The sequence below is a fragment of the Micromonospora sp. WMMD1128 genome, assembly GCF_027497235.1.
GTDB lineage: Bacteria > Actinomycetota > Actinomycetes > Mycobacteriales > Micromonosporaceae > Micromonospora.
Map to the genome: position 1 here is coordinate 154,597 of NZ_CP114902.1, position 13,745 is coordinate 168,341.

General features: G+C 74.2%; 14 protein-coding genes. 8 read left to right on the forward strand and 6 right to left on the reverse strand.

The features are described from left to right. Nucleotides 1-101: 101 nt before the first annotated feature. The gene (ispF, locus tag O7602_RS00745; RefSeq protein ID WP_281586321.1) at nt 102-584 is read left to right on the forward strand and encodes a 2-C-methyl-D-erythritol 2,4-cyclodiphosphate synthase; all 483 of its coding nucleotides are present in this window, start codon (nt 102-104) and stop codon (nt 582-584) included. A 36-nt stretch (nt 585-620) separates the two neighbouring features. Here ispF and O7602_RS00750 read toward each other — a convergent pair whose 3' ends face one another. Further along, nucleotides 621-1,154 carry a hypothetical protein gene (locus O7602_RS00750; protein WP_281586322.1) on the reverse strand — a complete coding sequence of 178 codons (534 nt, stop codon included), beginning with the start codon at nt 1,152-1,154 and terminating at the stop codon, nt 621-623. 188 nt (nt 1,155-1,342) lie between these two features. Between O7602_RS00750 and O7602_RS00755 the strand changes: the two genes are divergently transcribed. Next, a complete protein-coding gene (locus O7602_RS00755) occupies nt 1,343-2,695 on the forward strand; it encodes a BTAD domain-containing putative transcriptional regulator (protein WP_281586323.1) in 1,353 nt (450 codons plus the stop codon). A gap of 51 nt (nt 2,696-2,746) precedes the next feature. Continuing rightward, entirely contained in the window at nt 2,747-3,745 is a 999-nt protein-coding gene (locus O7602_RS00760; protein ID WP_281586324.1) for a tetratricopeptide repeat protein, read from the forward strand. A gap of 3 nt (nt 3,746-3,748) precedes the next feature. On the opposite strand, the gene O7602_RS00765 is transcribed toward O7602_RS00760, so the two are convergent. Next, a complete protein-coding gene (locus O7602_RS00765; protein WP_281586325.1) occupies nt 3,749-4,945 on the reverse strand; it encodes a homogentisate 1,2-dioxygenase domain-containing protein in 1,197 nt (398 codons plus the stop codon). 93 nt (nt 4,946-5,038) lie between these two features. Here O7602_RS00765 and O7602_RS00770 point away from each other — a divergent pair, with 93 nt between their 5' ends. From O7602_RS00770 to O7602_RS00790, 5 genes are all read left to right on the forward strand, one after another. Continuing rightward, nucleotides 5,039-5,899, forward strand: a complete 861-nt coding sequence (locus O7602_RS00770; protein ID WP_281586326.1) for a hypothetical protein — start codon at nt 5,039-5,041, stop codon at nt 5,897-5,899. After that, complete coding sequence (gene fahA, locus O7602_RS00775) at nt 5,896-7,095, forward strand: fumarylacetoacetase (protein WP_281586327.1); 1,200 nt, start codon at nt 5,896-5,898, stop codon at nt 7,093-7,095. Before O7602_RS00770 ends, fahA begins: the two co-directional genes overlap by 4 nt. A gap of 145 nt (nt 7,096-7,240) precedes the next feature. Next, entirely contained in the window at nt 7,241-7,450 is a 210-nt protein-coding gene (locus O7602_RS00780; protein WP_281586328.1) for a DUF397 domain-containing protein, read from the forward strand. Nucleotides 7,451-7,560: 110 nt separating this feature from the next. After that, nucleotides 7,561-8,043 (forward strand): SRPBCC family protein, encoded by a 483-nt coding sequence (locus tag O7602_RS00785; RefSeq protein ID WP_281586329.1) that lies wholly within the window; start codon nt 7,561-7,563, stop codon nt 8,041-8,043. 118 nt (nt 8,044-8,161) lie between these two features. Continuing rightward, nucleotides 8,162-9,415, forward strand: a complete 1,254-nt coding sequence (locus O7602_RS00790; protein WP_281586330.1) for a PQQ-binding-like beta-propeller repeat protein — start codon at nt 8,162-8,164, stop codon at nt 9,413-9,415. Nucleotides 9,416-9,476: 61 nt separating this feature from the next. Here the strand turns inward: O7602_RS00790 and hisC are convergent, their stop codons facing one another. The 4 genes from hisC to hppD form a co-directional block, all read right to left on the reverse strand. After that, a complete protein-coding gene (hisC, locus tag O7602_RS00795; protein WP_281586331.1) occupies nt 9,477-10,571 on the reverse strand; it encodes a histidinol-phosphate transaminase in 1,095 nt (364 codons plus the stop codon). Next, nucleotides 10,568-11,611: an RDD family protein gene (locus tag O7602_RS00800; protein WP_281586332.1), complete on the reverse strand. Its 1,044-nt coding sequence runs from the start codon at nt 11,609-11,611 to the stop codon at nt 10,568-10,570. The genes hisC and O7602_RS00800 overlap by 4 nt, the downstream gene beginning before the upstream one ends. Before the next feature lie 87 nt (nt 11,612-11,698). Then, nucleotides 11,699-12,400 carry an RDD family protein gene (locus O7602_RS00805; RefSeq protein ID WP_281586333.1) on the reverse strand — a complete coding sequence of 234 codons (702 nt, stop codon included), beginning with the start codon at nt 12,398-12,400 and terminating at the stop codon, nt 11,699-11,701. Between the two features lie 10 nt (nt 12,401-12,410). Continuing rightward, entirely contained in the window at nt 12,411-13,616 is a 1,206-nt protein-coding gene (gene hppD, locus O7602_RS00810; RefSeq protein ID WP_281586334.1) for a 4-hydroxyphenylpyruvate dioxygenase, read from the reverse strand. Nucleotides 13,617-13,745: the final 129 nt, after the last annotated feature.

Genomic DNA, 13,745 nt, shown 5'->3' on the forward strand with positions numbered 1-13,745 from the left:
TGCACGGAGGCAGAGGCGACACTGGGGCGTACAGGGAAACATTAAGCGCACGCCAGCACCATCGTCAAGGACGGCTACGGGCCCGCGCGTACGCTCGGGTCATGATCGTTCCTCTGGTGGCCGTCGGCACCGACGTGCACGCGTTCGCGGCCGGGCGGCCCTGCTGGGTCGCCGGCCTGCACTGGCCGGGTCAGGACGGCCTGGCCGGTCACTCGGACGCCGACGTGGTGGCGCACGCCGCCTGCAACGCGCTGCTCTCCGCCGCCGGCCTCGGCGACCTGGGGGCCAACTTCGGGGTGGACCAGCCGGAGTGGGCGGGCGCCTCCGGGGTGGCGCTGCTGACCGAGAGCGCCCGCCGGGTGCGGGCGGCCGGCTTCGCGATCGGGAACGTCTCCGTCCAGGTGATCGGCAACCGGCCCAAGATCGGGCCGCGGCGGGACGAGGCGCAGCGGGTGCTCTCCGAGGCGGTCGGCGCGCCGGTCACGGTCTCCGCGGCGACCACCGACGGCCTCGGCTTCACCGGGCGCGGCGAGGGGCTCGCCGGCATCGCGGTGGCGCTCGTGTACGAGGCCCCGGCCGACTGACGCGGCGACCGGGCGCGCCGGTCGCCGCGCCGGGATTCAGTCGACGTCGGTGCAGACGTTGTGGGTCGTGCCGTGGAGCATCGTGATGGTCTTGTCGAAGGTGGGGGTGAACGCCACCCGGAACCGGCCGTCGACGATCCACAGCCCCTTCGGCAGCGAGCCGGCGTTCTCCCGGAAGCCGAGCAGCACCGGACCGGAGACGTACCAGGTCATCGATCCGTCGGTGTGGTAGAAGACGAGCGAGGTGCCGCTCGCGTCCGCGGTGGAGGTGGCCCCGGTCTCCAGGTTCGTCACCCGGTCGATGAGGGCGCCGGTGAACAGCTCCCGCTTGGGTGAGCCGTCCGGGTAGGTCGCCAGGGTCAGTTTCCGCACCTCGTCGACGATCGGTTCCACCCGCACCGCGAACTCGCACCGGGCTCCGGCGGGCATCTCGAACGCCTCCTGGGGCGCCGGCACCCAGGCGCCGGCACGCACGCTGCCGCTGCCGGCGGCGCTCGCCGGGCCGGGCTGGGTCGCGACGACCACCGCCAACACCGCCGCCAAGGCGACGCTCATCCTGCTGACACGCATGATTACTCCGTCCGGGTCACTTGTCGGGGACGGGATCAGCCTCGGCACCGTGACTCACCACCGGCTCACCGTGTCGACGGCGCCGCCGGCCCGTCCGGCCGATGCCCGGGGCCGCGCGCCGAGGTGCCCGACCACGCGCTCACCGCCGGCTGGCAACCGTCGGCCCCGGCTGGCTCGTCCTCGTCGGTATGGAGTTCCGCCTGCTCGGGCCGTTCGAGGCTCGCCACGACGACCGGCCCGTCGAGCTCGGCAGCCGACGCCAGGAGCGCTGCCTGCTCGGGCTGCTGCTGCTCGACGCGGGTGCGGTGGTGCCGACCGACCGCCTCATCGACCTGCTCTGGAACGGTCGGCCTCCGGCCGGGGCGCGCGGAGCGGTGCAGACGTACATCGGTCGGTTGCGGGGCTCGCTGAAGCCGTACGGGGTGCGGATCAGCACCCGAGGTGAGGGCTACGTCGTCGAGGATGGCGGGCATCGCGTCGACGTCGACGAGTTCGGCGAACTGGTCCGGGCGGCAGGTGGCGCCGCGGACCCCGCCGAGCGGGTGCGGTTGATCGACCGGGCGCTCGCGCTCTGGCGGGGGCCGCTGCTCGCCGCCGAGGCGGACGGCGAACTTCGCGACCGCCTGCACGGCCCGTGGGAGGAACTCCGCCTGGTGGCGGTGGAACTGCGCGCCGAGGCGCAGCTCGCGCTGGGCCGGCACGGCCGGGTGATCGCCGAGTTGACGCCCCTGGCCGCCCGGCATCCGACCCGGGAACAGCTGGTGGCCGTGCTGATGACCGCCCTGTACCGGGGCGCGCGGCGGGCCGATGCGCTGCGGCTCTACCGCACGACCCGGGAGTTGCTCGTGGCGGACTTCGGCGTCGAGCCGGGGTCGCGGCTACGCGAGGTACGCCGACGCGTCCTGGCCGGGGACGACCGGCTCGACCGGGTGGGGCGGCCCGCGTACGAGGTGCGGGTCCGCGACGAGGCCCTGCCCTGGAGTGTCGGCGGCCATCCCGCCCTCGACTTCTGCAACACCTTCGCCGGGTGGGGACTCGAATCCCCGCTGCCCGGGGCCGAGTGGTTGCGCGGCTACCGGACGCTTGCCGTCTGGGCCGGGCACGTCGGGCTGGCCGACGAGGTGTCCGTGAATCGCCTGCTGCACCTGGCCCGGCGCGACCCCGACGCGGCGGAGGCGGTGCTCGCCGAGACCCGTACGCTCCGGGCCGCCCTCTACGCCAGCCTGGTCGAGCCGGCCGACCACCGGTCGTTCGACGTGGTCGCCCGGGCCGCCGAGACAGCCGCCCGGAACCTGGTGTTCCGGCGCGAGGGGGAGGGGCGCGGGCGCTGGTGGGTCGCCCTCGCCGCCGGGTTGCGGCTGCCCCTGCACGCCGCCGCGTTCAGCGGCGCCCAGTTGCTCGCCGACGCGAGTCGGTTCACCGTCCGGGTCTGCGCCGACGAACGCTGCGGGTGGTTGTTCCTCGACGAGAGCGGCAGACGCCGCTGGTGCAGCCTCGGGACCTGCGGGGGTCGGGCGGACGCGCCCTGCCGCAGCGCCTGAGCGGCGACGCTTGTCGACGGGAGGTGGGGCGGGGCGGTTACGCTCGCCGGGATGCCGAGTGACGCCACCCCCGACCAGTCCGCCGCCGACGGCTTCCTCCAGCGCGCCCACCTCCTCGCCGAGCTGGGCCGTTACGACGAGGGCATCGGCGAACTGACCGCGTTGATCGCGACGGAGCCCGCACACCTGGGCGCGTTGACCATGCGGGCCCGGATGCAGCTCGCCGCCGACCGTCCGGCCGAGGCGCTGGCGGGGGCCGAGGCGGCGCTGGCGGCGGCGCCGGGTGACGTGCCGGCGCTCGTGGTACGCGGGCTCGCGCTGCTCGACCAGGAGCACTGGAAGGCCGCGGCGAGCACCGCGGACGAGATCCTGGCACTCGGCCCGACCGACCCGTACGCGCAGCGCAGCGCCGCCGCGATCCTCTCCGCCGCACGGAACGGGCAGCCGGCGCTCGACGCGGCCTGGCGGGGGGTCGAGCTGACCCCGGACGAGCCGGAGGCGCATCTGGTGCTCGGCCTGGTCTCGGTCCGGCTGGAGCTGTTCGACCTGGCCGAACGGGCGTACCGCGAGGCGTTACGGCTGGACCCGGAGCTGGCCGGGGCGGGGCAGGACCCAGGCGTGGCCCGGCTGGAGCGCCGCCGCTACGCGGAGACGCTCGAGCACCTGACCGAGGTGGCCGAGATCTCACCGGCCGGGCCGGATCCGGTCCGGACCGCCGACGACGGCCTGCGCCGGCTGGTGCTGTCCGCCGCCGGTTGGTCGCTTGCCGCCACGCTGCTGGCCGCCGGGCTGGCCCCGGTCGCGCCGGGTGTGTCCCGGCTGTTCGCGGTGCTGGTGGCGGTGGGGGTTGGCGTGTTGGCGGGGCTGCCGGCGGCCCGGTCGCCCGGGCTGCGGGACGCCATGTCGCGCGGCCTGGCCCCGGCGGTGTACGCGTCGGCCGCCGGACCGCTGCTGCTGGCCGGGTACGCGCTGACCGGCGGCCCGTGGCCGTTGGTGGCGGCGACCATGGTCACGGTGTTCGCCTGGTTCACCGCGTTCCGCCGGGGGTAGGCGTCAGGGTTTGCGCGCCCAGGTCCAGGCGTAGCCGTCGTCCTCGCAGGCGGTGCCCGCGTCGCAGAGGTCCAGCGGGCGGAACGTGTCCACCATGACCGCCAGCTCGTCGAAGAAGTCCGCCCCGATCGAGCGTTCGGCGGCGCCCGGCTGCGGGCCGTGGGTGAAGCCGGACGGGTGCAGCGAGATCGAGCCCTGCTCGATGCCGGAGCCGCGCCGGGCCTCGTAGTTGCCGCCGGTGTAGAAGAGCATCTCGTCGGAGTCGACGTTGTGGTGGTGGTACGGCACCGGAATGGCGGCCGGGTGGTAGTCGACCTTGCGCGGCACGAACGAGCAGATGACGAAGTTCGGGCCCTGGAACGTCTGGTGCACCGGCGGCGGCTGGTGGATCCGTCCGGTGATCGGCTCGAAGTCGTGGATGGAGAACGCCCACGGGTACATGTGCCCGTCCCAGCCGACCACGTCGAACGGGTGGTGCGCATAAACATGACGCGTCCAGGCTGTGCCGCTGCCGCCCGGGCCTGCGGCCCGAGAGCGGTGCCGGACCAGCACCTCCACTTCCTCGCCGTCGACGAGCAGCGGGGTGTCCGGCCCCCGGACGTCGCGCTCGCAGTAGGGCGAGTGCTCCAGGAACTGCCCGCGGACGGAGAGGTAGCGCTTGGGCGGGCCGATGTGCCCGGCCGCCTCGACGGCGAGCAGCCGGGTCGGCTCGTCACCGGTCGGCACCAGGCGGTGGATGGTCGAGGTGGGGATGACCACGTAGTCGCCGGCCACCGCGTCGAGCACGCCGAACGGCGACTCCACCCGCAGCGAGCCGGATTCCAGGTAGAGGCAGTGGTCGCCGGTGGCGTCGCGGAACAACGGCGAGGGCCGGTCGGCGAGCACGTACGCGATCCGGACGTCGTCGTTGGCGAGCAGGTACCGCCGGCCGAGCACCGGGTCCGCGCCGCTGCCGTCGAGTTTGTGGGTGCGCAGGTGGCGCGGCTTGAGCGGCAGGTTCGGCACCCGGGTGACGGTGGGTGGGGCGTACTCCTCGGCGGCGAGGATCGCGGTCGGCGCGTGCCTGTGGTAGAGCAGCGACGAGTCGGAGGAGAAGCCCTCCTGGCCGACCAGCTCCTCCGCGTAGAGCGTGCCGTCGGGCTGTCGGAACTGGGTGTGGCGCTTGCGGGGCACCTCGCCCACGCTGCGGTAGTAGGGCATTTCGCCTCCCGTTATGTCCCGTTGCCGGCCGGTGGCGTCCGATAATCGGACGCTGTTGTCCGTTCCTCGTAGCGTCCCGTACATTCTTGTCTCGTGTCAACGCAGGTGCCCCGCCTCCTCACCGGCCTGGTGGACGACGCCGCGGTCTTCCCGCCGGGCAACGCCGCGCTGCCCGACGCGGTGACCGCGCACCGCGAACACCGCACGGCCTGGTACGCGGACCTGGTGGGCCCGCTGCTGCTGCCCGCCTCGGAGATCGTCCGCGGCGCGCTGCGCGGCCTGGTGGACCCGGGCCTCGTCATCGGGCTGATCGGCGACACCGGCCTGGACCGGCTCCCCGAGGCGCTGGCCGCCCTGACCCCGGACGGCGTGACCGCCCGGCAGGTCGAGGCGCCGGTCGCCAAGCGCGGCGAGGACCCGCAGCCCGGCGTGGCCCAACTGGCCGCGTTCGCCGGCCGGCTCGACGGCACCGCCGTCTACGCCGAGATCCCGCTGACCTTCGGGCTGATGGGCGCGCTCGACGCGCTCGCCCGGGCGCGCGCCGACGGGCTGCCGGTGGCGGCCAAGTTCCGCACCGGCGGCCTCGCCGCCGAGCTGTTCCCGACGCCTGTCGAGCTGGCCGCGGTGATCTGCGCCTGCCGGGAACGGGACCTGCCGTTCAAGCTCACCGCCGGGCTGCACCACGCGATCCGGCACCGCGACCCGGAGACCGGCTTCACCCACCACGGCTTCGTCAACGTGCTGGCCGCCACGCTTGCCGCCGTCGAGGGCGCCGAGGTGGACGCGGTGGCCGAGCTGCTGGCCGCCACCGACCCGCTGCGCGTGGTCGAGTCGGCCCGGGCCCGGCGCGAGGCGCAGCGCCCGCTCTGGGCCGGGTACGGCTCGTGCAGCATCGCCGAACCACTTACCGATCTGATCCGGCTGGGGCTGGTGAACGGAGGCTATGACCTATGAGCTGGGTTGAGGGGGCGGCGGGGTCGCCGTACGGGGTGACGAACCTGCCGTACGGCGTGTTCCGGCACGGCGACCGCGAGCCGCGGATCGGCGTCCGGATCGGCGAGTCCGTGCTGGACCTGGCCGGCGCCGAGGCGGCCGGTCTGGTGCTGGCCGGCGGCGCGCTGGGCCGGCACACGCTCAACGCCTTCCTGGCGCTCGGCCGGCCGCAGTGGACCGCCGTCCGGGAGCGGATCGTCGAGCTGCTCACCGACTCGGCCCACCGGGCAGCGGTGGAGTCGCTGCTGGTGCCGGTACGCGAGGTCGAGCTGCTGCTCCCGTTCGAGGTGGCGGACTACGTCGACTTCTATTCCTCGGAGCACCATGCCGGGAACGTCGGGCAGATCTTCCGGCCCGGCCAGCCGCCGCTGCTGCCGAACTGGAAGCACGTGCCGATCGGCTACCACGGCCGGGCCGGCACCGTGGTCGTCTCGGGCGCCCCGGTGGTCCGCCCGATCGGGCAGCGGGCCAGCGCGCAGGGCCCCACCACGGGCGCGTCGGTGCGCCTGGACATCGAGGCTGAGGTCGGCTTCGTGGTCGGGGTGCCGAGCCGGCTCGGCGAGCGGGTGCCGGTGGACGACTTCGCCGACCACGTGTTCGGCGTGGTGCTCGTCAACGACTGGTCGGCCCGGGACATCCAGGCCTGGGAGTACCAGCCGCTCGGCCCGTTCCTCGGCAAGTCGTTCGCCACCTCGGTCTCCGGCTGGGTGACGCCGCTCGACGCGCTCGCCGCCGCGTTCGTGCCCGCGCCGGACCAGGATCCGCCGGTGCAGGAATACCTGCGGGACACCCCGCACCTCGGGCTGGACCTGACCCTGTCGGTCGAGTGGAACGGCGAGCGGGTGGCCGAGCCGCCGTTCGCCACCATGTACTGGACCCCGGCCCAGCAGCTCGCCCACCTCACCGTCAACGGGGCGTCGCTGCGCACCGGCGACCTCTACGCCTCCGGCACCGTCTCCGGTCCGGAACGTGACCAGGTCGGCTCGTTCCTGGAACTCACCTGGGGCGGGGCCGAGCCGGTGAAGTTCGCCGACGGCAGCCAGCGGACCTTCCTGGAGGACGGCGACACGGTGACGATCACCGCCACCGCACCCGGCCCGGACGGCACCACCGTCGCGCTCGGCGAGGTCACCGGGACGATCCTCCCGGCCCACTGAGATCCACCTTCTGCAACGACGGCCCCGATCGCACCAGGTGTGCGATCGGGGCCGCTTCCTTGTGCGTTTATCGACGCGGGTCGAGTGCGCCCCGGGCGGTGCCGGTCCGGGACGTACGAGGAAGAGAAAACAGGAGGGACCGAGCATGACCGAGCTGACCGGCGCTGTGTGGCGCACCAGCAGCCGCTCCAACGATCAGGGCCTCTGCGTCGAGGTGGCCACCAATGTGGTCGCCGCGCACGGCGTGGTGGGCGTACGCGACTCGAAGGACCAGGACGGGCCGGCGCTCGCGGTGAGTCCGCCGGGCTGGTCCGCGTTCGTCACGGCGCTGCGGGGCGACGCCTTCCGGGGCTGACGATCCACGGGAACGCCGGCGCCCCGTCCGGGGTGCCGGTGGTGGAATTGTCGCCACGGGGCTCCACGGGACCGGTGCCGGCCCGTACCGTGGATGACACGGGAGGTGCCATGTCGACGGTTACCGTTTCCGCTTTCATCGAGGCGCGGGACGCCCATCTGTGGCGCCTGCTGACCGACCTCCCGGCCCGTGCCGACTGGCTGTCCGCGGTGGGCGCGGTCGAGGTGCTCACCCCCGGTGGGTTCGCCCCCGGCACCACCTGGCGGGAGACCCCGGCCCGGCCGGACGGCGGGGCCCCGCCGGAGGAGTTCGAGGTGGTCGAGGCCGTCGCGCCGCGCCGCCTGGTGCTCGGCTCGCGCGGCTCCGGCGTCGACTACCGGATCACCTGGACGCTGCGCACGGTCGAGCGGCGGCGGCGCGGCTGCACCGAGGTCACGGTCGAGCAGCAGGCGGTGCCGACCCGGCCGTACGGGCGGGTCCTGGCGCTGATCCTCGGCGGCCTGGCCGCCCGGGCGGTGGAGGGCGCGCTCCGGCGTGACCTGGCCGACCTGGCCGTGGCCGCCGGCCCGTCCCGATCCGCCGAGGCCGCCTGAGCCGCTCCGACCGCCCTCGCCCCGCCGGCCGCGAGCCGCGAGCGGGCGGCAGCCGGGAGCCGGGCGACCGGGTCGCGCTCCGGACCTGGCCGGTAGGGTGCCGGGGCGGAGGTGGCGGATGGCGGAGGCCGGCAGGCGGCGGGCCGTGGTGGCGCTGGCGGCGGTGCTGGCCGTCGCGGCGTCGGTCGCCGTGGTCGCCCGGGTGCTCGCGCCGGCAGAGGTCGAGACCGTGGCCCGGGAGCCCTACCCGGCACTGCCCGCACCGACCGCCGGGGTGATCGGGCGGCTGCCGGTGGCGCCGCTCGTCGTGGACGGCCGGCTCCGCGTCTACGCGGGCGCCCGCCAGGTGTACGCGGACCAGCCGGTCACCGGCCGGCACCGGGTCACCCCGTTCTGGTCCTACCGGCGTTGGCCGGCGACGCTTGTCGGGGTGCTCGCCGTGGGCACGACCGTGGTCAGCCGCTGGTCGGACGGCAAGCTGGTGGCGCTCGACGCGCGTACCGGACGGGTGGCCTGGCGTGCCGACGGCCCGGAGCCGGGGTCGACGGCGGAGCCCCGACGCACCTTCGCCGCCACCGTCTGGGATCCGGCCGGCCTGCACGTGGCCCGCGCCGCGGACGGGCGCGACGTGCTGCTCGCCGCCGGTCCGGGCGCGGTCGGCGGGTACGCCCTGGGCGACGGCCGCCGGCTCTGGCACGCCGAGGTCGGTCGCGGCTGCCGGGTCGACGTGGGCAGCACCGCGAGCGGCGAGATGGTCGGGGTGGACACCTGTGCCGGGCCGGACGCGGTGGAGCTGCGGGACGCGACGACAGGTGTGCTGCGGACCCGCTGGCGACCGCCGGACGCGCCGGACCGGCTCGTGGTCACCCCGGTCGGCTGCCGCGCCGGGCACTCCGGGTGCCGTGGCCTGCGTACGGCCGGGCCGGGCGGCGAGGACAGCCGGGGTTGGCTGGTGACGGATCCCGGCGAGCCGACGGCCGCGCCGGGCCTGGACGGTCCGGACTCGGTGCTGGACGGCGAACGGGTGGTGGACACGTCCGGTCCGGTGGTGACCGGACGGTCCGCGCGTACGGGTGAGGAGCTGTGGCGTCGGGCGGACGTTCACCCGGCCCGGGTGCTCGCGGTGGAGCCGGGCCGGGTGCACCTGCTGACCGACCGCCGGGAACTGGTCACGCTCGATCCGTTGACCGGCGCGACCCGGTCGGAGTTCGTGCTCGACGTCGGGCGGGACGGGATCGGCTGGCAGCCGGGCCGGGCGTACGCGGTGAGCGGCTACGTCGCGGTGGAGCGGGTCCGGGAGGACGCCGTCCCCGAGGACGACGACCAGGGCTGGTTCCTGATGGCCGAGCCGGTGTTGCTCGCCGCCACCTGACGCCTCCGGCCGGTGAGGAGGGGCCCCTTCTCGACGCCAGGCGTTAAGAAGGGGCCCCTCCTTAAGCCTCGGCGGCGGCCAGGAAAGCGTCGTTCTCGGCCGGGGTGCCGATGGTGACCCGCACCCCGTCGCCCGGGAACGGCCGGACGATCACGCCACGCGTCTCGCACGCCTTGCCGAACTCCATCGCGCGGTCGCCGAGCGGCAGCCACACGAAGTTGGCCTGGCTCTCCGGCACGTCCGGCACGAACTTGCGTAACGCCTCGGTGACCCGGTCCCGCTCGGCCACCACCAGCGCGCAGCGCCGCCGCACCTCGTCGGCCTGGGCCAGCGCGGCGAGCGCGCCGGCCTGCGCGGCCGTGCTCGTGGAGAACGGGGTGACCACCTTGCGGACGGCGGCGGCCACCGCCGGCGCGGCGACCAGCCAACCGATCCGCAGGCCGGCGAGACCCCACGCCTTGGACAGCGTGCGCAGCACCACCACGTTCGGCCGGTCCAGGTAGTCGAGGCCGTCCGGCACCTCGGCGTCGGTGACGAACTCCCGGTACGCCTCGTCGATCACCACGAGCACGTCGTCCGGCACCGCGTCGAGGAAGCGGTCCAGCTCGGCGCGGCGCACCGCCGTACCGGTGGGGTTGTTCGGGTTGCAGACCAGGATCATCCGGGTCCGGTCGGTCACCGCCGCCGCCATCGCGGCCAGGTCGTGCCCGTGCCCGGCGTCGTTCGGCACCCGCACGCTCGTCGCGCCGCTTGTCGCCGCGATGATCGGGTACGCCTCGAAGGAGCGCCACGAGTAGATCAGTTCGTCGCCGGGCAGGCAGGTGGCCCGCACCAGGTGCTCGGCGAGCGCCACCGAACCGCAGCCGGTGGCGATCCGGTCGGCGTCCACGCCGTAGCGCTCGGCGAGGGCCTGGCGCAGCGCCACCACGCCCATGTCCGGGTAGCGGTGCGACCCGGCGACCGCCTCGGCGACCGCCTCCACCACGCCCGGCAGCGGGCCGTACGGCACCTCGTTGCTGGCGAGCTTGATCGCCTCGGGAAGGCCCAGCTCCCGGGCCAGGTCGGCGGGGCTGCGGCCGGGCACGTAGTTGGGCAGCGCGTCCAGGTCGGCGCGGGTGAGCCGCAGCGCGGGCTGGGGACGTCCGGTCTCGGTCATGGGGATTCTCCCGGGGGGTCGGCGCGGTCGCGCGGGGTGGTGGGGGCGTCGGGCCGGGCGCGGGGGAGCTGGACCACCACGGTCTGCGCCCGCTTGTCGTGCAGCGCCTGGCGCAGCGGTTGGTCGAACAGCGGGGAGACGGCGTCGACGAACTGGAACAGCAGGCCGAGCCCGCAGCAGTACCAGAGCAGCGTGGGCAGGCCGAGGGTGCTCCACCGCCGGAACGCCCGGCCGAAGCCGAGCGGTTGGTCCGTCTCGACCGGCAGCGCGCGTACGCGGGCCAGCCGCTTGCCGAAGGTCTGCCCGCGCGCCGCCATCGACGGCACCTCGTACGCGAACCAGAGCGCGGTGGCGATCAGCAGGATGACGACTTGGAGCCCGCCGGCCTGGTCGTCGATCTGGGGCAGCCCCTCGGTGGAGGTGTCACCGTTCAACGCCCGGCGCATCGTCTCCCGCAGGTAGGGCTCGATCGCCTCGAAGTAGCGCCAGACGAACCATCCGTTGACCAGGACGTTGAGCAGGAACACCACGCCGAAGTCGATCAGGCGGGCCACCAGCCGGGCACCGTACGAGGCGAGCGGCAGCCCGTGCGGGCGCGGGACCGGCGGTCGGCCCGGCCACTGCGGGTAGGGCCAGCCCGGCGGTGGTCCCTGCTGCCCCGGCTGCCCGGCCTGCCCGGGTTGTCCCGGCCAGGCCGCGCCCGGCCCCGGTGGCCCGGACCACTGCTCGGGCTGGTGCGGCTGGCCCGGCCAATGCCCGGGCTGGTGCGGCTGCCCGGGTCGGCCGGGCTGCCCCGGCCCGTGACCGGGCTGCCCCGGCGCGCCTGATGTCGGGGCGTGCCCTGGCGAGTCGGCCGCGCCGGTGTGCGGCGTCGCGCCGGAGGTCGGCGTCGGGGCGGTCGGCTCGGGCTCGGCGGGCGGGGGACCGTCGGGCGGGGTGACGTCGACCGGGATCGGCGCGCCGATCCAGCCCTCCCCGTCCCACCACCGGCGGGTCTCCGGCTCGGCGGGGTCGACGTACCAGCCGGGTTCCACACTCACGGATGTGCCTCGCTGTGCTCGTTCAACGTCACGGTGCCCCCTCAGTTCGCGACTGCGGGGCTCGCAGGCCCGGCTCGCTCCTCACGCTCACGGACCAACCTTAACGACGACCGTGCCGGCGAACTTGTCGTGCAGGCACTGCTGCCAGGGCTTGTCCCAGAGCTGCCAGAACCCGTCGAGGTAGTTGAGGAACGGCACGAGCGACCCGGCGACGAACTCGACAAGCCAGCGCTTGCCGAGCATGCCCCGGGTCAGCGTCGCGCCGGGACTCGCCGGGATGATCCGCAGCTTCATCACCCTCTTGCCGAGCGTCTGCCCGGTCCGGCGGGCGTACTCGACGTGGTAGAGCCAGTAGAAGACGAACAGGAACGCGATGATTCCCAGATCGGCGGCGAGCAGCGGGAAGAAGAAGTCCGCCCAGACCGCCGACGGGTCCGGTCCCTCCGGGCCGCTCTGCTCGATGTTCCCGACCGCACGGAAGATGATGACGAAGAAGATCGGCAGGAAGACGACCATTGCCACGGCCGACGCCACGGCGGTGTCGATCAGCCAGGCCAGCAGCCGGTCGCCGAAGCTCGCGAGCGGCTGCCCGTCCGGTGCCACCGGGGGCGGCGCGAACGCCGCGTACGGGGCGTACCCGGGTGGCGGCGACGGGTAGCCGGGGAGGTCGGCGTACGTCGGCGGGGTGTGCTGCACGGGCACCGTCGGGCCGGCGGGCGGCGCGACGCCGCCGCCCGGGGGCGGGGGCCCGGCGGGCGGCGGCGTCGTGTTCGGGGGAGGCTGGGTCACGCGGACAGTGTCACAGATTGCCGCGCTTCTCCTGCTCCCGCTCGATCGCCTCGAACAGGGCCTTGAAGTTGCCCTTGCCGAAGCCGAGGGAGCCGTGCCGTTCGATCAGCTCGAAGAAGACGGTGGGCCGGTCCTGCACCGGCTTGGTGAAGATCTGGAGCAGGTAGCCGTCCTCGTCCCGGTCCACCAGGATCTTGCGGGACTGAAGCTCCTCGATCGGCACCCGCACGTTGCCGATGCGGGCGCGCAGCTCCGGGTCCTGGTAGTAGGAGTCCGGGGTGTCCAGGAACTCCACGCCGGCCGCCCGCATGGCGTCCACGCTTGCGAGGATGTCGTTGGTGGCCACCGCGATGTGCTGGGCGCCGGGGCCCCGGTAGAACTCCAGGTACTCGTCGATCTGCGACTTCTTGCGGGCCACCGCCGGCTCGTTGAGCGGGAACTTCACCTTGCGGGTGCCGCTGGCGACCACCTTGCTCATCAGCGCGGAGTAGTCGGTGGCGATGTCGTCGCCGATGAACTCGGCCATGTTGGTGAAGCCCATGACCCGCTTGTAGAACTCGACCCACTCGTCCATCCGGCCCAGCTCGACGTTGCCGACCACGTGGTCAACGGCCTGGAAGAAACGCTTCGGCTGGAGGCCGGCGTCGATCATCGGCTGCCGGTCCACGATCGGGCCGCGGGCGACGAAGCCGGGCAGGAACGGGCCGGTGTAGCGGGACCTGTCGACGAGGGTGTGCCGGGTGTCGCCGTACGCGGCGATGGACGCCATCCGGACGGTGCCGTGCTCGTCGCTGACGTCGTGCGGCTCCAGCAGGCCGGTCGCGCCCTGGGCGGTGGCGTGCGCGTACGCGGCGTCCACGTCCGGCACCTCGAGCGCGATGTCGGAGATGCCGTCGCTGTGCGCGGCCACGTGCTCCGCGCCGTCGGCGTCCGGGCGGACCACGCCGGTCAGCACGAACCGGGCCGAGCCGCTCGTCAGCACGTACTGCGCGTGGTCCCGGTAGCCCTGCTCCGGGCCGCGGTAGGCCACGCAGGTCATGCCGTAGGCGGTGGAGTAGTAGTGCGCCGCCTGCTTGGCGTTGCCGACCAGGAAGTGCAGGTGGTCGAGGCCCCGGACCGGGAACGGGTCCCGGCTGATGTCGTGGTCGACGGCGCCGACGAGAACGTCGGCGTCGGTCTCCTCGGTGGGCTGGGGTCGGTCGATCGCCTGGGTCATGGTGGCCTCCCTCGCGTACCGGCCGGCCTCGTGGGCCGCCGTGGTGTGCTTGTCCGGCGAGCATCGCCGGAGCGTCTCGGGTTGGGCAACAGTTGCCGAAATTCCTGGTCAGGTTGTGCATTCGGTATG

Coding starts and splice junctions, on each gene's coding strand:
- ispF (WP_281586321.1), top strand. CDS start 102: ATGATCGTTCCTCTGGTGGCCGTCGGCACCGACGTGCACGCGTTCGCG.
- O7602_RS00750 (WP_281586322.1), bottom strand. CDS start 1,154: ATGCGTGTCAGCAGGATGAGCGTCGCCTTGGCGGCGGTGTTGGCGGTG.
- O7602_RS00755 (WP_281586323.1), top strand. CDS start 1,343: ATGGAGTTCCGCCTGCTCGGGCCGTTCGAGGCTCGCCACGACGACCGG.
- O7602_RS00760 (WP_281586324.1), top strand. CDS start 2,747: ATGCCGAGTGACGCCACCCCCGACCAGTCCGCCGCCGACGGCTTCCTC.
- O7602_RS00765 (WP_281586325.1), bottom strand. CDS start 4,945: ATGCCCTACTACCGCAGCGTGGGCGAGGTGCCCCGCAAGCGCCACACC.
- fahA (WP_281586327.1), top strand. CDS start 5,896: ATGAGCTGGGTTGAGGGGGCGGCGGGGTCGCCGTACGGGGTGACGAAC.
- O7602_RS00780 (WP_281586328.1), top strand. CDS start 7,241: ATGACCGAGCTGACCGGCGCTGTGTGGCGCACCAGCAGCCGCTCCAAC.
- O7602_RS00785 (WP_281586329.1), top strand. CDS start 7,561: ATGTCGACGGTTACCGTTTCCGCTTTCATCGAGGCGCGGGACGCCCAT.
- O7602_RS00790 (WP_281586330.1), top strand. CDS start 8,162: ATGGCGGAGGCCGGCAGGCGGCGGGCCGTGGTGGCGCTGGCGGCGGTG.
- hisC (WP_281586331.1), bottom strand. CDS start 10,571: ATGACCGAGACCGGACGTCCCCAGCCCGCGCTGCGGCTCACCCGCGCC.
- hppD (WP_281586334.1), bottom strand. CDS start 13,616: ATGACCCAGGCGATCGACCGACCCCAGCCCACCGAGGAGACCGACGCC.